Here is a 19,262-nt window from a genome sequence, read left to right on the forward strand (position 1 = left end):
ACTCCCTGTTATTATTAGTGCGCTCAACGTCAGTCAGCTGGCTATGATAGCCACTTTAGATAAACCTCAGCAAGCTATACATTCGACAGCGAACAGGAAGAAAGATGAGTGAAGCGAGATGTGTAAAGTGAGATGTATAAAGACTAATGTTTAAAGACTTAGGTGTAACGAGAGTTAGGTGAATAGTGGCGCGTCCATGCGCCGGGGAGTTATTTATACTGTCTCTACAGACTAAAAATCGTAACGGAAACCTAGGCTGACGATGGTGTCATCAAAATCTTGGTATTGCTTCACGTCAAATTGACCAATTTCGGTGTGGATACGAGCAGATTTAGATAAACGGTACTCGGCGCCAACCGCCCATTGTGAAACTTCAGGCACGACCAGGGCCGACTCGCCCAGCGCATCGTACACACGGCCCGCGATTTTGCCCGTACCTGAATCATCGCTACCGTACTGAGCCTTCAACAACAGCTGTTCGATCTGATAAGTGGCGCTAAGGATGTAACCGACACCGTCACGGTCTTGATAATGTGGCTTAGTCGGATTAGCAAGTTCGGTTTGCTGAATGATGGTGCCTAGCTTTAGCTTATCGAATTTCACATGGCCGACTAAACGAGTGGCTTTAATGTCTTCGATGCCGTCGGAATAGGCAACGCCAAGATAAAAGTTACTCGTTTTAAAGAACTTATCCGCATAGGTCACAGCGATTTGATAGTTACCGTTATCTTTACGCAGATCAGAGTCGTTAAAGTAGTTGTCTTCCATCAGGTAACTCACACCCAATTGTAGCTTGTTCCACTTAGGGCTCTTGTATTCCAATGAGTCACCATGGCGCTTATCGCCAGGCATTAGCCGATCATGCTTTAGGCTATAGTTATCAAAGGCATCGGCAAAACCCTTACTCATTTTAAATACGGGATCGATGCGCCCAACCGCTAGTTGTCCCATGCTTGAATGTTTAAAGCCGATAAAGGTTGGACGGGCAGAAAATGGCTTACTCGCTTTATCTTGCTGGGCACCATTCACCCCAACCTCAATCTTGTAAAATAGTGACCAGTCTGTGGTCAGCGCAGTCTGCCCTTTCACCCCGATACGGCTGAAGTTGTTCTCGAGAATAGTCCCGCTTTTGCCGCTATGGGTCGCGCTACCGCTGTCGGAATGTGTTACCGAATAATCGAGTCGGCCATAAAAATCGACAAGTTCTTCGGCCATGACCTGAGGGGCGACAAACAGGCTAGTCGCCAATAATGTAAGTGGGAAAGTTTTCATAATCATCATCTCTTTTAGGCTTAGTGTTGTTATTTAGCTGCTGGATGCTTGTGCTCGGCGATCACACCATCTAGACGCATCTTTTTATAGAGTTGCTCGGCCTGGTTAAGGTAGATATCCCAAGAGCTAGAGCGTTTGGTAAATCCCGTCGCCGCATAGTTTCCGCTATCTCCAGTCGCCGGCAGGTCATTGATGTCAAATAGCGAGCCACCGGCTTGTAGGTGCGCATTTAACGCATCGATCATCACGTTAAAACCTATGCGTGCAGGCTCTGAATAGTTGATAGAGTCGTACTTCGACTGGCGATAGAATTTCTTCAGTGAAGCATCCTGAATCTGCGCCTTCTCATCTGCGAAGATCTCGTCAAAATGGGCCTTAACGATCTGCTTTGAGGCTGGGTCTACCACCAGGCGCAACATCGCCGTGATACCTGTCCAGCGGCCTTTTTCGTCAACTAGTTTTTCAGCAAGTTGATAAAATTTCAGCGTCGTGCCTTCGCCATGAATCTTGTGATGGATCTTTGCCGTCAGTGGGATCATCGACTGTTGAATGCTGTTAGAGGCACCGGCAACGACGTCGATTCCTAAATATTTGAGTCGATTAGGTTCTTTTAACTTGTTGGCTAACTTAGGATCATGATTAGGGTTGGGTTCGAAGGTTAATTTATCTTGTTCAACCATGAGCTTTTCCATGGTCAAGGCAGACTGTACCCAGGCAGTGCCCTTCTTCTTTCCCATCGAAAAGTTATATTCAGACATGCGTTTAGGGACGTCTTGATACAGGCGCGTGTAATAGTTTGGTCGGCCGCTCTCGTTGAACTCAGCCAAGATAACGTCGTTTCTATCCTGGCTGTTGGTCACTATGGTCATGCTACCCATGTGACCCTGACGGAATCTCGCCTCCTCGTAGTAATAGTCTCCTACTAGCAGACCTAACTTAGGCTGAATAGACCACTTGAGCTTGAAATCATCACCTTGCTCCTCTTTCGCTCCAACGGCCACATATTCTGGTTGCACACCGCTAGCGCGCGGCAGATCATTGACAGCTTTTAGAATGCCGTTAGAGGAGTAAGTGGCGCCTGATATCGCATCTATGCCTTCATGGCCATTGTTGGCAACAATCCTCGGCAGTAGACGCTCCGCATTTAGATAGAGTGACTCTGTCTCCTTGTGAGACTTGGTCTTGATATCGACAATCTTGCCCTGATCGACCTTGATCTCTAATACGATTTGGCTTTTCTTCCCTTTGGCCTGAACCAGATGAGTGCCGTCAACGTATTTGCCTTGAGTGTGCGAAGAGGCACAGCCAAGGGCAGATAATGTTGCCAACCCAATACTCGATACTATGATTGTTTTTTTTAATTTATTGGACATTGCCATTGTTAATTACCTGTACTGCGAGAAATTACTTGCAAGCATAAGTAATCTAAATTTGGCAACAACTACGGAAAACCGCAGGTTTAGATCTTATTGTTTGTTATTTTGATCTGCTTAACAAAAACAAACATCCTGTTTATATTTCACTGTAAGACATGATTTATATTGATCACCTGAATTATTTAAAGAGTTTAATGTGAATGATAAAGCCAGCGCTGCTCGCCAGTATTTTTATAATAGCCTGTTTGACGGCTACATCCGTTTTTGCCGCAAGTGACGAGGATGTATTCAAACTGGCGAAAGACAAATACTCGTCAGAAATATTAGATAGTTACTACAGCTGTGAAGATAATGCGGTGATCACCTTAGATAACCAGACCGCAAGCCTGACGACATTAAAGTATTTTGGCACCTCTATCACCATCAGCCTTTATCAAGCACCAACTGAGCAGACTCGGGCGAGCCTATGTCGAGCGCTTTCGGTGATCCAGGAGTATCACTATCTCGCCTCGGACTACTCGACCTATCCCCATGTCACCAACGTTAAAAGCGTCAATGAGGCACCAGGACAGAGTCATGATATCGACCCTCAATTGACGGCGTTAATCGCATCGGCCATCGATTGGCATCAACAGAGTCGAGGACGATTTAACATCGCGCTGTCGCCAGTGATCGCCTTGTGGCGAGCGCAAAGATTTGCGTGCGAGAAACAAAAGGATAACTGCTCAACTCCCGATGAAATGGCACTAAAACAAGCCTCAGAGCATATCGATGTCGATAAGATCCACCTGGACAGGCAGACCAACAAGATCCAGCTGGCCGAAGGGATGAGCATAGATCTCGGCGGGATCGCCAAGGGCTGGATGGTAGAGAAGCTCTATGATCAGCTCATACGCGATGGCATGAGCCGGTTCGTTATCAACGCCGGCGGCAACATACGCCACTATGGCCTACACCCAAGCGGGCGCTATTTTAATATCGCTATCGAAGATCCCATCTGTAGGCAGAATCACTATCGCTCACCCAAATGCCAGTCTGAACAAGGCCGTTATCACGAGCTCATCGCTGGCAGTGACTTAACAGTCGTCAGCAGTGGTAACTACTTAAAGTACTTTATGGTCGATGGAAAGAAGTACCATCATATCATAGACCCTAAAACCCTCTACCCAGAGACCGAAGGCATATCTGTGACAGTTGTTTTAAGCGACAATCAAATATATGCCGACGTGATATCAACCATGTTGTTCTTAATGCCTGTCGACGAGGGTCTTGAGTATGTTAATAGTCAGCCATGGATCGAGGCAATTTGGTATATTAATGCTAAAGGAGACAAAATAAGATCTACCGGCTTTAATCAATATACCGGGAAATGGGAATAAAAAAGCCTAACAAACAGTAGAAGCAATAACGATAAAAACAATAAAATAAAAAACAAAGCAAATATAAAAGCCAGCATGTAATACATTGCCACTCATTAATTATTCGCAAGAGTTATCAATATTTATATAGCGGTTTTCCGCAATAAACGCTCAGATGTGAAACGGATCACTGAGAAGCACTAAAACATTAAGGTATTTCGTCATCATAGGTCATAATTAGTCTAGAGATAATCAATTGATGCCCCTATGACATCTATTTGCGACAGACAGAGAGCTATCGCTAGAAAAAGCGATAGCCGATATTGGTATCAGCACCCAAACGAAGCTGCAGCTAAGCTATCGGCGCTTAAGTACTTAAAGCGCGCCCAGCTCTTAAGGTTAAGGCACATAAGGCACTTATGGAAAGTATCGATACAGCTGTTCACCTCCTTGTTTAGAGGCCTGTTTATAGGTCTATTTGTCGCTCTGGTAGCAAGCCCGGTACCAAGTGCATTGGCTAACAGTGATTCGAATCAAGCAGCAACCTTAACGTCTCGCTCATACACAGTGGGCGCGCTTGCCTTTGCGGCACCCGAGATAGTGTATCAGCGCTGGGCACCTACCCTGGCGAGGGTCACAAAGGAGACTGGCATTGCGCTGGAACTTGTCCCCCTCAGACCTGATGAGCTGGTTGAACGTGTCTCCAATAACAGCCTAGATTTTATCATAGGCAATGCACTCATCACCGTGGCCTTTAAGAAGGACTATGGCGTCAGCCATCTGTTGACTCTGGTACCGCTAAATCATGCTAATCCAGAGCAGGCCGTTGGCACTGCTCTGATTTCGAGAAGCTCACTGGAAATTAATGCCTTAAGCGATCTTGAAGGCTTGAGAGTCGTTTCCTCAGACCCAAACGCCTTTGGTGGTTTTCAAATCATAGCCGGAGAAATGATCACGGCGGGAATCGATCCTCTTAACGATTTGAGACAACTTGAGTTTGTCGGCTTTCCACAGGAGAAATTACTCGACTTTCTGCGAGAAGATCGTGCCGATGTGGCCATACTCCCCAGCTGCGTGCTTGAATCCGCCATCGCCCAAGGCAAGTTGACCCGCGGTGAGTTGCATGTGCTTCTGCCGCAGTTTCAACCGGGCTTTAGCTGCCAAGCCTCTAGCAGCCTTTATCCTGGCTATGCCTTCTCGAAATTAGGCAAGACAGATCATGATGTCGCGCGGCATATTGTGCGGGCCTTACTCGACATCGAGTCCCAAGATCAGCAGGCCATACTTGGGCGTTATCACACTTGGTCTGTGCCGGTTGACGATAGCCAGGTATTTACCCTGCTCCAGCAACTAGACCGTTGGCCCTTCGTCACCAACTGGCAACGATTGGCCGAGGATGCGATTCCCTGGGCCTTAGTGATAGCCATCATCCTGGCGCTTGGCTACCTTCACCACCTTAGGGTAAAACGACTTGTGAAGAAACGAACCCAGGCGCTAAGTGATGAGATGACGCAACATAAAGACACTCAAAAGAGGCTATTCGAGCAGCAACAACAGTTCTATAGGGCGCAAAGAGTGCTGCTAACCGGTGAGATGGCATCTGGCATTGCCCATGAATTGAATCAGCCGCTGGCGGGTATCCGCTATCTGGCCCAAGGCAGTATTTACCGGCTCTTAGCGCAGCAAACTGATCTGCAACACGCACTCAGTAAGATATTGCAACAGGTCGACCGTGCCCAAAACACCATTAAACGCTTTCGCCAATTTTGCCAACAACCCAGCGTCTATCAAGACTGTGATCTAAAGGAGCTCATTCAAGATACGCTTAATCTGATGCAACCTGATTTTAAGCGCATGGACCTTAACCCTAAGCAGTTTCTCTGGCCTTTAACCGTGACCCTAGACATCAGCTTAATGCAGCAGGTGTTTGTTAACCTGATCCGTAACGCGTTAGATGCGATGGATGAGACTAACGATCCGCAACTGGCGATAGCCATAACTAACGATAGCGAGAATGCCGTGATAGTCGTGTCCGACAGCGGCATCGGCCTGAGTGAACAGGCATTAGAGCGATTATTTTTCCCCTTCGAGACCTCTAAGGCCAATGGTTTGGGGCTTGGTATGGTGGTTTGCAAACGGATAGTCGAAGAGCATGGCGGCAAGATCCGCGCCTTTAACAATCGAGAGGCCTCGAGAACTCAACACTTACCTAAGGAACTTGGCAATGAGTTTCCCAGATTCGCCACAGGGCTCACCTTAGTGATCACTCTGCCTCTTAAGGAAAACGTACATGTGTAATCTCTATCTGGTCGATGACGACCAAGACGTCTTAGATTCTTTAAAGTGGATGCTTGAAGGCATGGGCTACGCCCCCCAAACCTTCACCAATGCCAGCAGCTTCCTAACTCAGGTAGATCTGCATCTGCCCGGGGTCGCTATCTTGGATATTCAGATGCCGGGTGTCGATGGCATAGAGTTACTGCAGCGAGTCAAGCAGCAAGAAAGCCCGCTGAGTGTCATCATGCTCACCGGCCACGGCACTATCTCGATGGCCGTACAAGCCTTACAACATGGCGCCATCGACTTCTTAGAAAAACCCGCCGATGGCGACAAACTCCAAGCCTTGATGAAAAAGGCTTCATTGATGAGCCTTGACGCCTACCAGCATAAAGAAAAGGCATCGAGTGTGGCACAACGAATCGCTTCGCTGACGCCGAGAGAACAACAAGTCATGCACGCCGTGCTCGCCGGTAAGTTAAACAAAGTCATTGCCGCTGAACTCAACATAGCCCAGCGCACCATTGAGCTCCACCGCCAAAAAGTTATGCAGAAGATGCAGGTGAATAATGTCGCCGAGCTCGCTTATTTGATGGCGATAACTAAACCCTAAGATTGTTTTTGTCTTTTGTATAAATCTGTAGCCAGCGAGTGTATGAAAAACGCCCTATCATTAATGAGGCGGTTAATCATTAGCCGTTGTAATGGGAAATGGGCGAACCTGGCTTACATCTTTTTCCCGCTTTAATTAGTATGGCATGGGCGTCAAAGTCGTGACATTTATCCATAATTTGACACGACATTGACGTCGCAATAACAACTACTATAAACAATTAGCTTATTCGGGTAGCTCATTAATGTCTTTAAAAACGGCTCTTTCGTCTCTCGCCGTGTGTTCCTGCGCACTCCTTCTCAATGCCCCGGCATGGGCGCAGTCTTACCAAAACCTAGGTAAAAGTTTTCAGCAAAATTTTCACAAACAACTCAAACAAAACAAGGTACCTGGCGGCGCTTTTGTGATTGTTCAGGGCGAAAACATCATCACCCTGGACACCTACGGGAAACGCCGTCAGGGCAGTGGTAAGAAGGTTAATGCCGATACCGTGTTTCGTCTGGCGTCAGTCTCTAAAACCTTTGCCGGCGCGCTGGCCAGTCAATTGGTGCATGAACATAAACTCAGCTGGCAGCAACCGATCAACCACTATCTTCCGGAATTTTCTCTGGCAGTGCCAACCGACTCAGAGGCGATCACCTTAGGCCATGTGATAGGCCAAAGCACTGGGCTAATGCCAAACAGCTACGATAACCTGGTCAATGCCAACGTTAAGTTAAACAAGATCATTCCTAAATTTGCCGAGCTCACGCCCATCTGTCCCCCTGGCGTCTGCTACAGCTATCAAAATGTCGCCTTCTCCTTTATCGGCCAGGCGATAGAACAGGAAAGCGGCCAGTCCTATGAGCAATTAATCGAGAAGCGCATCTTTGCACCGCTTTCGATGAAGACGGCCTCAATTGGCTATGAAGCCTTTACCCACACGACCAACCGCGCCGAGCCGCACATCAAGACCAAACATGGCTTTAAACAGGTTAAGGTAAAACCTAATTACTATCAGCTGGCACCGGCCGCTGGGGTCAATGCCAGTATCACGGATATGGCCAAATGGTTGATGGCCAACATGGGACACCAGCCTAAGGTACTATCACCGAGAATAATCGAAGATATCACCACGCCAGGGGTTCGCACCACTAAGGAGCTTCGCCGCCGCGATTGGAAGCCCTATCTTGACGATGCCCATTATGGCAAGGGCTGGCGCATCTACCAGTTTAATGGCCATCGCCTCATCTATCACGCCGGTTGGGTCGCGGGTTATGTCACCGAGGTGGCCTACTCACCCGAGCTGGACCTTGGCATTGCCATCTTACTCAACGGTGAATCCCGGGTCATCAGTTCGCTGGGCGCCGAGTTCTGGCATCAGGTATTTGCCAAGGATCACGGTTAACTTTTAAATAGCTTGGGGTAATGTTTAGCAACGAAAAGCGCGCTCGTCTAAGCCATTAAATAAGCGATTAAATAAGCAGCTAAATAAGCGACTAATTATGGCTTAAGATGGCGCTTGCATTACCCATTAATGGGTTAGACATTATTGCGTTAAACATTATTCCGTTGAACATCGATAACAATAAGGAAACCCTATGACGCCGCAACGCCTCAATAACGCTTATCGACAGAGCGAGTCTCTGCTCTTAGGCCTGCCACTAACTAAGCCGCTACCGTTTTTAGCTAAACAACTTAGCAAGCTCGCGCTGGCCTTTGCGGTGTTGTCACCAAGCTACGCCCAGGCCCAAGATACTCTGCTGCTGGCCAAGGGTTATGTGGATGTCGTCAAGGGAAAGACCATTGAAGATGCGGCTATACTGGTGCGAGACAATCAAATCATCTCAGTCGGCCATCAAGCCAGTGTCCCAAAGCAAGATGGTTATCGAGTGATAAATCTTAAAGATAAATACCTGCTACCTGGGGTTATGGATATGCATGTTCATCTCTCCAGTGATGCCGAAGATAACTTTCTCGAATCGATGAACTACTCCATTCCAAGACAGACGGTGAAAGCGGTAAAAAACGCCCGTAATACGCTTATGGCTGGCTTTACCACCGTGCGTGATCTCGGCGCGTCAGGCTACTCTGTTATTGCGACCCGTGATGCCATCGATGCCGGCGAGATCCCGGGGCCCAGGATCTGGGCGGTAGGCCATTCCCTGAGTATCACAGGGGGCCACTGTGACGATAACTTTGCCGCGCCCGAGATGCACAGCGTAGCCGGCGGTGTCGCCGACGGTCCCTGGGCCGTCAGACAGAAGGTGCGTGAAAACATCAAATATGGCGCCAATGCCATTAAGGTTTGCGCAACCGGTGGTGTATTTTCCAAGGGTACCAAAGTCGGCGTGCAGCAATATAGCGAACAGGAACTAGCCGCCGCGGCCGATGAGGCCCATCGACGTGGCTTAGTCATCGCCGCCCATGCCCATGGCACCAGCGGCATCAAGGCGGCTATCCGCGCCGGTATCGATAGCATAGAGCATTGCAGTTTCATGGATGAGGAAGCGATCAAGATGGCGGTTAAGGCCGGCACTTACCTCTCCTGTGATATCTACAATACCGAATACACGCTGGCCTTTGGCCAGGAAAATGGGGTGCCAGAAGAAAATATCGAAAAAGAGAAGCAGGTTTCTAAGGCGCAGCGTGACAGCTTTAGACGCGCTACCCTAGCCGGTGCCAAGATGGTGTTTGGCTCAGATGCGGCCATCTATCCCCATGGAGACAACGGTAAACAGTTCTCCCGCATGGTGACCTTTGGCATGACGCCAGCCCAGGCGTTGCAAGCGGCAACCATCAACAGCGCCGCGCTGGTCCAGCAACAAGATAGCCTCGGCCAGCTAAAACCAGGCTTCTATGCCGACATTATCGCCGTCGATGGCGATCCATTGACGGATATCTCGGTGATGGAACGGGTGGGTTTCGTCATGAAGGATGGCGTGATCTACAAAGACTAGCCAGCGGTTAATGGTCTAATTAACGGCCATCATTTGAACTTATCCGTCGCGCTCGGGAACGGAAGACTCTGAGCGCGAACTGGCGATTGTTACAGTGGAAAAACAACGTTTGAAACTCGCCTTGGGCTATCGCCTAAGGCGCTTATCCGCTACTCTTATCTAGGAGCTTTATCTAGGAGTTTGCTCTAAGTGCCTTCTAGGTATTAGGCAAGACGCGTGACACCCAGCTCTCCCCAACTCTGGCAGAAGGCCCAGCGATTTTGTTTGCAAAAATAGATGGCTTGATACCGGTTGTAGCTCACTGTAGTAAATGCGCTAGCATCCCGAGATACGGTAGCCGATGCATTAACCTGTGTGCATGCTGGTAAGCTGCCGAGTAACAATAAGAAGCCGCCGAACGCTAAGCCATGCAAACTCATGGGTAAAGGTTTACGCAAGTATCTATGCAATCGTCTATTTAACATAGCCACTCCTTATTTTGTCCTATGCCCGACGCTCTTCTAACTGGCCCCTAACGAAAAGCAGGTACAAATACTAGGCATTTAAAGTGAAGGCCCTTATTTCACTATAAGAAAATATTCTCCGCGGCGCAAAACATAGGTAAGTTGCGAACATGCTCTGCGTCGGCTTACAGACCTAGATGCAAGGCGTGGTTTGCGGCAAATGGCCCAAGTCCTTTGCAAGAAGCACAACACCGCAGATTAGCCCCTTACTTTAAGCTTGCGAGAAATTCGGCCTTTAGACTGTCTAATGGCGCGAGATCCTTAGGACTCTTGCGACTACGGCTATAGAGTGAGGATTCGATAAAAAGTGAAAACCAGGCCGAAAGACTAGCCGCATTGTCAGGCTCTGCCGCCGCACTGAGCACAAGACTGGCCACCTCGGCGGTACCCAGCTGAAAGTCACGACTCCCCTTACGCAGGCCATAACGGGCGGCGGCATCCGGTGCAAACGAGAGCATAGGTAGATCTTGCAGATAGTCACTCTTGTTAAACATCTTGATCGCCTCGCGCCAGCTACCGTCGAGCAGCACAAACAGGGGGCGCTTGGTATCTGTGTCTAAACGCGCTTTCAGCGCACTATCTGGCACCACGACTTGAGAAGGCATGGCATACTCGCTAGGGAACACCAAGTAAGGCTGATATTCGGGTGAGTTAAGTAACCCCAACAGCCGGCGATTGGTTCGAGTGCGATCCCAGATATAGGCATGGGTATCGGGGATCAGATCGGCTATTAGGCGCCCGGAATTACTCGGCTTTAACACCTCATCGTCATACATCACCAGCAGAAAACTTACCTGAGATTTTAGCAGTGTACGCGTATCACAGGTGCAGTAGCGTGTCGCCAGCAAACAGGCATCACAGCGCTCCAGGTTCTTACCGCGGGCGTTGTAGGGCCGGGTAGAGATTGCCTTACGATATTGATAGCGCTGATGCACCGCATGGGGAGGAAGTGTCATTGAGTAACCTATTAAAAACTTGAGCCTTACGAGTGATTGTTTACCTGGTTAAGTATAACGCTCGCAAAGCCAATTAAATCGCAATCGTGAAAAAGGCGAACCATAATGTTCGCCCTTTTCAGTTATCATCCTAACAGGCTAGCTAAAGGTATCATCATATTAGCTTTGCCTTGCTATCTTTTGCGTTACAAGATGCGGCGCAGCAGAAAATCGGCTCTTAACCGTCTGATACGGTTCATGATCTTACGTACCGGCTTAGGATAGTTGTTCAAGGTATCTATCTGGCTGTAATGATAGAGTCGCTCGGTATGTTCGAGGATATGCGCCTGTTCCTGCTTAAACTGCTCGGTCCAGGCTTGGGTTTCATCTTGCAGCAACAAGCCATTTTCGAGATCCAAGGCCCACGCCCTAGGATTGAGGTTTGAGCCTGTGATCAGATGAAGACGATCATCGGCGCTTATCCCCTTGAGGTGATAGCTATTACGATCATGCTTCCAAAGATGGATATTGAGTAGCCCAGCATCGATAGCCCATTGCTGACGCTTGGCAAACTTACGCAGCGACTGTTCATACATATAAGGCAAGGCACCTATGGTCGAGAAGGTCTCTTCCGGCGGAATGTAGAAATCGTTTGCCGTCTTATCACCCACCACGATATCGATGCGCTTACCTTTTCTGAGGTGCTTGGCCAAGGCTCTGGAGAGGATATAAGGCGGATTAAAATAGGGCGTACAGATAAACAGTGAGCGCTGCGACTGAGAGACCAGATCGATCACTAGCTTGTTTAATTTATTCTTCTTACGGCCTAAACCAACCACAGGCGTGATGCGATTACCCGTCTTGGTGCCTGAAAAACGGTACTTTGCCTTTGCCAGACGCTGCTTCAGGCTACGCACGTCGTTCTTCTCGGGCAGCTTCTCGATGGCCTTGTCCTGGGTTAACGAGGTCACGGCTCTGTCGCTGGCGATATACTCCATCACCATATTGCGCATAGACTCTGCCAACGGCTTAGATTCGATCACATGGTAACGGTCGAAGCGGTACTTCTCGCCCTGGTGCAGATAGATGTTGTTCAGGCTGGCACCGCTGTAGATCACCGTATCATCTATGATGAAGCCTTTCAGGTGAAGCACGCCCATAAATTCACGGGACTTTACCGGCACACCAAGGATATTGATCGGATGCTCGGCGGCGTTAACCACCTTTTGATACATGAGGTAGTTGCCACTGTCACCCTTATGACCGATAAGGCCACGTCTGGCGCGGTGGAAGTCCACCAAAATGGTGACGTCCAGCTCGGGTCTTGCCGCCTTAGCCGCCATCAAGGCAGCCAATACTTCCCTACCCGCTTCATCATCTTCGAGATAGAGTGCGGCTAGGGTGATCGCCCGTTTGGCGTTTGCAATCTGTTTGAGTAGTTCGGCTTTTAGCGCCGCAGGCGTCAGCAACCAACGTATGGCGTCGGCGGGTAACGCAATTCCACCTAGCTTATCCAGCAAGGTATCCTCCTTTAAAAATGCTGCCCATCACGGTAGTAGCATTGTGGCGTGAGCGCCATAAACATGACTGAGATATGTTTTGCAGGCGAATATACAGCTAATACGGCCTGACGAATGATCTGCTCTACTGCGTGACGAATTTCGGGATCTTTGGCAAACCAGAGTACCTCGACTTGCACGAATGCCTTATCGACCTTACCATGACGAAAAGCAACGCTCGGCTCCCAGTCTAAGGTGAAACTATCGGTCTTAACCTGACACTGGTTCGCTAACTCATCGAGCAAGGTTTCACTGATTCGACATACCGCCTCTTGCGGTAAACCGCGCATACGAATGTGTGGCATACTGGTTCCATCCCAAATCTTAAGGGGTAGAAATTACCCATTTACCGGGTTTGGGGCAAGGGTTTTCTGTTGTTGTGCGTCGCACTTGGGGTAAACCGGGTTAAAATTAAGCAGAATCAGCGGCTAAAGGGGTGACTTTGGCCTCCTTTGTCTTAATTATTGTTTAACCCTCCAACATTGGGCGTAAAACACCTTACAATAGGCACATCTGTCTGCTTTTAGGTTCCAGCATGAATAAAACCATACTTCTCACCCTGGCATTAACCCTGTTAGCCGCTTGGGGTATCTTTCACTTTAAGGCGCAACTAGGCTTTATGGTGCTGCCGCTTTTCATTGTCTTGGTGCTATTTGTCACGCTACGTTTATACCGCTTGATGGAAAAAGATGAGCCTTCCCAGGACGATTAGCCTAAACCCAGTAAACAAGGACATGTTTCGACGCTTATGTATACCAGATTGACTCGAAGGCTTACCGCCCTTCCCCATCTTCTCCCAAGGTCGCTGACTAGAGCGTTTCCTTTAATCCTCGCGGCCTTCACTCTCCCGCTAATGGGCAGTGCGAGGGCCGAGGTCAGCGATCTTGATAGCCAGGGTTATTATGACAACCTCTTGTCGGTGATTGCGCCCCCCCACTCGCAACTGGCAGTGTTTGCGCAAGATCTCACCAGCAAAGAGATACTCTATCAGCGCAATGCCGACACCTTGTTATTGCCCGCCAGTACTCAGAAGCTATTGACGGCCGTAGCCGCGATGCGGGTGCTCGGCAGTGAATTTACCTTTCCCACCCAGTTTTCGACTAAGGGGCGCTTGTCTCACGGTGTGTTAACGGGCGATCTCTACCTGAGCTTCAGTGGCGATCCGACGTTAAATACCGACGACCTGAGGGCTATGCTAAAGCAGCTGAAAGACTCAGGTATTCATACCATTAAGGGCAACCTATTGCTCCTTGGCCAAGCCAAGGAGCAGACACGAGCCCCAGGTTGGGTGTGGGACGATCTCGGGATCTGCTACGCCGCGCCAGTCTCAAGCTTTATCGTCAACCAAAACTGCGTCAAGGGACAGCTAAAGCCTAAGCTGGCGAGCAATGCCAGCCAGTTGAACTTTCCGCGTTACCTGCCTATCAAGGTGTCGACTACCGCCGTGTTTGATAAGTCGCAGCAAGAGGCATTCTGTGAGCTAAACCTGGCAAGGCTTCCCGATAATCACTATCACATCAGCGGATGCTATCCTGGCGACAAGCCGCTTAGTCTTGCTATTGCCGTTGACGACCCTGCACTTTATGCCAAACAGATGCTGAGGCGCATGTTAAAGAGTGCCCACATCAAAATAAGCGGCCAAGTGGCCATCGCACACAGAGCGCCTGTTGGACTCAAGCCGATTGTCACCCATGAATCGGCCGCGTTGAATGAGCTCCTCAGCACCATGCTGCTCGATTCTGACAACTTGATTGCCGACAGCCTGTTTAAGGCCATTGGTGCACGCTACTATAAGGTGCCCGAGAGCTTTCATGCCGGTGCAAAGGCCGTTAAGGAGATACTCTCGGCAGATGGAATTGACCTGACCCACTCCCAGATCATCGATGGCTCAGGCCTGTCACGCTATAACCTTATCTCGGCGCGCCAACTGGCGCAGACGTTAAGCCTTATCGCCAAAGATGAAAAATTAAAACCTCTTATGGCACTGCTTCCGGTTGCGGGGATAAGTGGTACTCTGACCTATAAGAGAGGCTTTCACCAGCCACCGCTGATGAGCAAGGTATCGGCCAAGACGGGCTCAATGCAAGGCGTCGATAACTTAGCGGGTTACCTTTCACTAGGTAGCGACCAACAGCTGTTATTTGTGGTGATGGAAAATGGCCAGAGTCAGAAGAGTAAAAAGCAAAGTCTGGTGCCATTTAGTGCACTCTTCCTGCAGAGCCTGCTCGATAAACCCGAGCAGACGGCCATTAGTCATAGCGATTCAAGTAGCGACGCGAAACGCGAAACCGCCCAATAAAAAAACGCCCGGGTTAAACAATCCGGGCGTTTTCATCAGCTGTTTAGGCAAATATTAAAATAGCTCATCGGCCATGGCCATTACGCTGGCATCCCCGGCGTTAACCTGAGCCAGGTGATAGTCCACCTTAGGCAGCAGTTTGGCCAGATAGAAATCGGCCAACTGCCTTTTAGCCTTACTAAAGCCGGCGTCTTCGTGATCACTCGCCTTATCGGCCATCAGTAGCCAGAAGTAACCGTAAACCAGGTGACCGAAGGCGTCGAGGAAGTCGACGGCACAAGCGTTAATCAAGGCTGGTTGGTTTAACTTGTTGGCGTTGATATATTCGCCGCTCGCCAGTAAGGCCTCGAAGCGCTGCGTAATAAGCGCCTTGTGTTCATCACTCACATTAGCCATGTCCGCCAACTGACTTTGACACTCGGCAACAAACTCGGCCAGGGTTCGCAGGTCGTCTCCCGTGGTCTTTCTGCCCAGGAAATCGATGGCTTGAATACCGTTTGTTCCCTCATAGATCTGCGCGATACGCGTATCACGAACCAACTGCTCGATACCCGTCTCACGAATATAGCCATGACCACCAAACACCTGCTGCGCCATGACGGCCGCGTCCAGGCCTCGGTCGCTCAAGAACGCCTTAGCGACCGGCGTAAGCAGGCCAACATAACGCGCGGCCTTCTGTTGTACTTCACCCTCGGCATGTTTGGCCAGATCCAGTTGCTGGCCGGTAAACACAGAGAGTGCGCGGCCCGCCTCTGTGTAACAGCGTATCGTCATCAGCATACGGCGCACATCGCCGTGAACCAGGATAGGATCGCTAGCGTTGGCGCTACCACCTGCCGCCTGGCCCTGCAGACGCTCCTTGGCATAATCGCTAGCCATTTGATAAGCCGCCTGCGAGGTGCCCAGGCCTTGGATGCCTATCGCCAGGCGCTCATAGTTCATCATGGTGAACATACACACCAGGCCGCGGTTGGCCTTTCCGATAAGGTAGCCCTCGGCGTCATCGAAATTCATCACACAGGTAGCCGAGCCCTTAAGCCCCATCTTGTGCTCGATTGAACCTACGGTGACACCATTGCTGTCGCCTAGCTCGCCGTTGTCGTCGACTTTTATCTTAGGCACCAGGAAGAGCGAGATACCGTTAGTGTCAGGCAGTTTTGCCAGTACTAGGTGAATCACGTTCTCGGTGAGATCATGATCGCCACCTGTGATAAAAATCTTACTGCCGGAGATCAGATAGCTGCCATCTTCTTGAGGCATGGCCTTGGTGCGAATATTACGAAGATCCGAGCCTGCCTGTGGCTCTGTCATATCCATGGCGCCGGCCCACTGCCCCGAGTACAGATTTGGCAGGTACTTCTCCTTAAGCGCATCGCTGCCGTGGGCATTGATACAGAGCGCGGCACCTGCGGTGAGCGAGCCGTAGAGGGTAAAGGCGTTACAGGCGCTGTAAGCCATCTCATCCACCAGGACGCCCAGCATCTTGGGCATCCCCATACCGCCAAACTCAGGATCGCCGCACAGACCGACCCAACCGCCTTCGGCATATTGGTCGTAGACCTCACGATAACCGTCGGGTGTGATCACCTTAGCATCTTCAAAGCTTACGCCTTGCTCGTCGCCAGGGCGATTAATAGGATGGATAAGGTCCCGCGAGATCTTATCGGCCTCATCGAGGATAGCCACGGCCGTGTCCATATCGATGGTCTCAGCCAAGGCCGCTAGTTCACCCCAAGTTTGCGGAGCATCGAACACGCGCTCCAACAGAAATTTCATGTCGGCTAATGGCGCCTGGTATGGATTCATCTCGTCTCTCTCAAACGTAAGATTAAAACAGTTGTTTTAATCTATCTTAGTTGCCACTGAGAATAAAGCCCTTTAGTCAAATATTGTCCGATCGCTCAAATAAAAAAGCCCCGCTTAGAGTGCGAGGCTTACTGAATTTTTGTGAGTTACCACATGAGGTCATCAGGGATAACATAATCGGCGTAGGGATCGTCTTCTTCGACCACTTGGGTGGCGTCTTCGGCCTGCCATAGGTAACCACACCAGTCTGGCACCAAGAGGTTAACCCGTTCGGCCAACTTATGAGGCACCAGGTAACTCACCTCTTCGTGACGAACGATACCGAGTTGGCCGTTGAGCAGCTGACTCTGGAGTTTTTCAGTCACATACACGCTAAAAATCTTAGTGCCTAAGGTATAGTTAAACTTAACTTCGGCGTCCTTTGGCGGCTCGATGGCGCTGCGCTTAAATTCGGTGATTAGCCCGCGTACCTGGCCCTTCTCCATCGCCTCGGCAAAGCGTTGTTCATTAAGCGCCTTGTCTTTATCGATCTGCGCCTGTTTCTTTGCCGCGATCTCCTGTTTCAACGCCGCCGAACCATCATCGACCTTGGCTTTACGATCGCGACGCTTCTGGGTTTTGGCATCTCGAACCTTCTGTTTGCTGACTAGGCCAGCCTTGAGCAACTGCTCTTGAAATGGGTTTGCCATCTATCTTCTCACTTACTGGGTTGCGCGCCTGGCGCTACCTACTTATCTTTTGGTTGTCGGGCCAACTTGCCCAATTCGTTCATAGCCATACTTGCACCACCAAGCGACCAGCCACCGTCTACCGGCAACACTGTACCAGTAATATAGCTTGCCATTTCTGATGCGATAAACATAACCGCGTTGGCTATATCATCAGTGCTGCCGTTTCGCTTAAGAGGCACGCTTTGGGCTACGGCCGCTTGTAGCGCTTCACTCGGTGCTAGGCGATTAAATCCTTCTGTGCCACTTATCGGGCCGGGCACGATAGAGTTTACCCTTATTCCCTCAGCTCCCCATTCCAGCGCCAGGCTCTTCGTCAACATGTCGACCCCGGCCTTAGCGGCGCTCACATGGGACTGCATCGGCATGGCGATATAGGCCTGTGGCGCCGAGATCTGCACTATGGCACCGCCTGGGCGACGCATCAAGGGATAGGCCTGCTTAAGCACCTGAAAACTGCCTAACAAATCGATATCCATCACTGACTTAAAGCCGTTTTCGGAAAGTTCCGCCGCCGTCGCTGGGAAGTTTCCTGCCGCGCCACTGACCAGCACGTCCAGTTGGCCATAGGCATCCGCTACCTGCTTGAACCCAGCCTTTAGGGCGTCGAGATCTCGTACATCGAAGGCGACACCAAGCATATTACCTTTCGCGTTAAGCGCGCGCAGCGCCTCAACGGCGGCATCGACCTTCTCCTGACGACGGCTGGCTACCGATACGTTTGCACCCGCCTTGGCAAAGGCTTTGGCGATACCGAGATTAATGCCGCTGGTACCGCCCACCACAAAAACGTTTTTCCCTTGATAATCGAACATCTTCTTTCCCTGTCTGATAAAACCTTAACGATTAAATTAGGAGGCTCAGGGGATCAGGTCAAGCTATTTAAGCGACGCGTGGATCTCGGTTAGCGCAGCCAGTGGATTAGCCGCCTTGGTGATAGGACGACCTATGACCAGGTAGTCTGACCCTGCAGCCAGTGCCTGGGTCGGCGTCATCACGCGGTGCTGATCGCCTTTGTCGCTGCCCGCCGGACGAATGCCCGGCGTGACCAGCTTAAAGTCGGCGCCAAATTCGGCTTTTAACATGCTGGCCTCCTGGGCCGAACAGACGATACCGTTCAGTCCAGCCTGTTTTGTGAGGCTCGCCAGACGCTTAACATGCTCTGCAGCAGGTACATTGATGCCAAGCAGCGCCAGCTCTTCATCACTCATTGAGGTCAGTACCGTCACGGCGATCAATAGCGGCGCCTTATCACCATAGGGAAGCAGTGCCTCGCGTGCGGCCTGCATCATGGCAAGACCACCGCTGGCATGCACATTGGTCATCCATACTCCGAGCTCGGCGGCTGCGGTGACTGCCTTGGCAACCGTATTGGGAATGTCATGGAATTTGAGATCCAGGAAGAGGTCGAAATCACGGCTATGAATCTCTTTAACCAACTCAGGGCCGAAGAGTGTGAACATCTCTTTGCCTATCTTAAGGCGACACATGTTGGGGTCTAACTGATCGATGAGCTGCAAAGCTTCGGATTTATTATCGTAATCTAACGCCACTATAATAGGTTTGTTGCTCATGCTGTTCTCCTGTTGCTTTGCAT

16 protein-coding genes are annotated in these 19,262 nt (G+C 50.1%); 7 read left to right on the forward strand and 9 right to left on the reverse strand.

From position 1 onward, the window contains the following. Positions 1-231: 231 nt before the first annotated feature. The gene (locus L2731_RS05350) at positions 232-1,272 is read right to left on the reverse strand and encodes a porin (RefSeq protein WP_041511260.1); all 1,041 of its coding nucleotides are present in this window, start codon (positions 1,270-1,272) and stop codon (positions 232-234) included. A 29-nt stretch (positions 1,273-1,301) separates the two neighbouring features. Further along, entirely contained in the window at positions 1,302-2,651 is a 1,350-nt protein-coding gene (locus L2731_RS05355) for an FMN-binding protein (protein WP_249252150.1), read from the reverse strand. A 197-nt stretch (positions 2,652-2,848) separates the two neighbouring features. On the opposite strand from L2731_RS05355, the gene L2731_RS05360 reads away from it, so the two are divergent. The 5 genes from L2731_RS05360 to L2731_RS05380 all read left to right on the forward strand — a co-directional run bounded on the left by L2731_RS05360 (position 2,849) and on the right by L2731_RS05380 (position 9,835). Then, positions 2,849-4,027, forward strand: a complete 1,179-nt coding sequence (locus L2731_RS05360) for an FAD:protein FMN transferase (RefSeq protein ID WP_249252151.1) — start codon at positions 2,849-2,851, stop codon at positions 4,025-4,027. Between the two features lie 492 nt (positions 4,028-4,519). Beyond that, positions 4,520-6,304: a sensor histidine kinase gene (locus L2731_RS05365; RefSeq protein ID WP_249252152.1), complete on the forward strand. Its 1,785-nt coding sequence runs from the start codon at positions 4,520-4,522 to the stop codon at positions 6,302-6,304. Beyond that, a complete protein-coding gene (locus L2731_RS05370) occupies positions 6,297-6,896 on the forward strand; it encodes a response regulator transcription factor (protein ID WP_249252153.1) in 600 nt (199 codons plus the stop codon). Before L2731_RS05365 ends, L2731_RS05370 begins: the two co-directional genes overlap by 8 nt. Before the next feature lie 244 nt (positions 6,897-7,140). Further along, positions 7,141-8,283, forward strand: coding sequence for a serine hydrolase domain-containing protein (locus L2731_RS05375; protein WP_249252154.1), 1,143 nt, complete (start codon positions 7,141-7,143; stop codon positions 8,281-8,283). A gap of 193 nt (positions 8,284-8,476) precedes the next feature. Next, positions 8,477-9,835 carry a Xaa-Pro dipeptidase gene (locus L2731_RS05380; RefSeq protein WP_249252156.1) on the forward strand — a complete coding sequence of 453 codons (1,359 nt, stop codon included), beginning with the start codon at positions 8,477-8,479 and terminating at the stop codon, positions 9,833-9,835. Positions 9,836-10,544: 709 nt separating this feature from the next. Here L2731_RS05380 and L2731_RS05385 read toward each other — a convergent pair. The 3 genes from L2731_RS05385 to L2731_RS05395 form a co-directional block, all read right to left on the reverse strand. Beyond that, positions 10,545-11,294, reverse strand: coding sequence for a tRNA-uridine aminocarboxypropyltransferase (locus L2731_RS05385; protein ID WP_249252157.1), 750 nt, complete (start codon positions 11,292-11,294; stop codon positions 10,545-10,547). Between the two features lie 185 nt (positions 11,295-11,479). After that, complete coding sequence (gene pssA / locus L2731_RS05390; protein WP_249252158.1) at positions 11,480-12,793, reverse strand: CDP-diacylglycerol--serine O-phosphatidyltransferase; 1,314 nt, start codon at positions 12,791-12,793, stop codon at positions 11,480-11,482. Positions 12,794-12,804: 11 nt separating this feature from the next. Beyond that, positions 12,805-13,137, reverse strand: a complete 333-nt coding sequence (locus tag L2731_RS05395; RefSeq protein WP_249252159.1) for a DUF1904 domain-containing protein — start codon at positions 13,135-13,137, stop codon at positions 12,805-12,807. A 230-nt stretch (positions 13,138-13,367) separates the two neighbouring features. Here L2731_RS05395 and L2731_RS05400 point away from each other — a divergent pair, with 230 nt between their 5' ends. Continuing rightward, positions 13,368-13,544, forward strand: a complete 177-nt coding sequence (locus L2731_RS05400) for a hypothetical protein (RefSeq protein WP_239850524.1) — start codon at positions 13,368-13,370, stop codon at positions 13,542-13,544. A 141-nt stretch (positions 13,545-13,685) separates the two neighbouring features. Next, positions 13,686-15,131: a D-alanyl-D-alanine carboxypeptidase/D-alanyl-D-alanine endopeptidase gene (gene dacB / locus L2731_RS05405; protein ID WP_249252160.1), complete on the forward strand. Its 1,446-nt coding sequence runs from the start codon at positions 13,686-13,688 to the stop codon at positions 15,129-15,131. Positions 15,132-15,185: 54 nt separating this feature from the next. Here dacB and L2731_RS05410 read toward each other — a convergent pair whose 3' ends face one another. From L2731_RS05410 to pyrF, 4 genes are all read right to left on the reverse strand, one after another. Next, complete coding sequence (locus L2731_RS05410; RefSeq protein WP_249252161.1) at positions 15,186-16,937, reverse strand: acyl-CoA dehydrogenase family protein; 1,752 nt, start codon at positions 16,935-16,937, stop codon at positions 15,186-15,188. 146 nt (positions 16,938-17,083) lie between these two features. Beyond that, the gene (locus L2731_RS05415) at positions 17,084-17,626 is read right to left on the reverse strand and encodes a DUF2058 domain-containing protein (protein ID WP_249252162.1); all 543 of its coding nucleotides are present in this window, start codon (positions 17,624-17,626) and stop codon (positions 17,084-17,086) included. A gap of 38 nt (positions 17,627-17,664) precedes the next feature. Continuing rightward, positions 17,665-18,480 (reverse strand): SDR family oxidoreductase, encoded by an 816-nt coding sequence (locus L2731_RS05420; RefSeq protein WP_249252163.1) that lies wholly within the window; start codon positions 18,478-18,480, stop codon positions 17,665-17,667. A gap of 63 nt (positions 18,481-18,543) precedes the next feature. Continuing rightward, positions 18,544-19,239 carry an orotidine-5'-phosphate decarboxylase gene (pyrF, locus tag L2731_RS05425; protein WP_144199282.1) on the reverse strand — a complete coding sequence of 232 codons (696 nt, stop codon included), beginning with the start codon at positions 19,237-19,239 and terminating at the stop codon, positions 18,544-18,546. Positions 19,240-19,262: the final 23 nt, after the last annotated feature.

The organism is Shewanella aquimarina (assembly GCF_023349185.1).
GTDB lineage: Bacteria > Pseudomonadota > Gammaproteobacteria > Enterobacterales > Shewanellaceae > Shewanella > Shewanella aquimarina.

Coding starts and splice junctions, on each gene's coding strand:
- L2731_RS05350 (WP_041511260.1), bottom strand. CDS start 1,272: ATGAAAACTTTCCCACTTACATTATTGGCGACTAGCCTGTTTGTCGCC.
- L2731_RS05355 (WP_249252150.1), bottom strand. CDS start 2,651: ATGGCAATGTCCAATAAATTAAAAAAAACAATCATAGTATCGAGTATT.
- L2731_RS05360 (WP_249252151.1), top strand. CDS start 2,849: ATGATAAAGCCAGCGCTGCTCGCCAGTATTTTTATAATAGCCTGTTTG.
- L2731_RS05370 (WP_249252153.1), top strand. CDS start 6,297: ATGTGTAATCTCTATCTGGTCGATGACGACCAAGACGTCTTAGATTCT.
- L2731_RS05375 (WP_249252154.1), top strand. CDS start 7,141: ATGTCTTTAAAAACGGCTCTTTCGTCTCTCGCCGTGTGTTCCTGCGCA.
- L2731_RS05380 (WP_249252156.1), top strand. CDS start 8,477: ATGACGCCGCAACGCCTCAATAACGCTTATCGACAGAGCGAGTCTCTG.
- L2731_RS05385 (WP_249252157.1), bottom strand. CDS start 11,294: ATGACACTTCCTCCCCATGCGGTGCATCAGCGCTATCAATATCGTAAG.
- L2731_RS05395 (WP_249252159.1), bottom strand. CDS start 13,137: ATGCCACACATTCGTATGCGCGGTTTACCGCAAGAGGCGGTATGTCGA.
- L2731_RS05400 (WP_239850524.1), top strand. CDS start 13,368: ATGAATAAAACCATACTTCTCACCCTGGCATTAACCCTGTTAGCCGCT.
- dacB (WP_249252160.1), top strand. CDS start 13,686: ATGGGCAGTGCGAGGGCCGAGGTCAGCGATCTTGATAGCCAGGGTTAT.
- L2731_RS05410 (WP_249252161.1), bottom strand. CDS start 16,937: ATGAATCCATACCAGGCGCCATTAGCCGACATGAAATTTCTGTTGGAG.
- L2731_RS05415 (WP_249252162.1), bottom strand. CDS start 17,626: ATGGCAAACCCATTTCAAGAGCAGTTGCTCAAGGCTGGCCTAGTCAGC.
- L2731_RS05420 (WP_249252163.1), bottom strand. CDS start 18,480: ATGTTCGATTATCAAGGGAAAAACGTTTTTGTGGTGGGCGGTACCAGC.
- pyrF (WP_144199282.1), bottom strand. CDS start 19,239: ATGAGCAACAAACCTATTATAGTGGCGTTAGATTACGATAATAAATCC.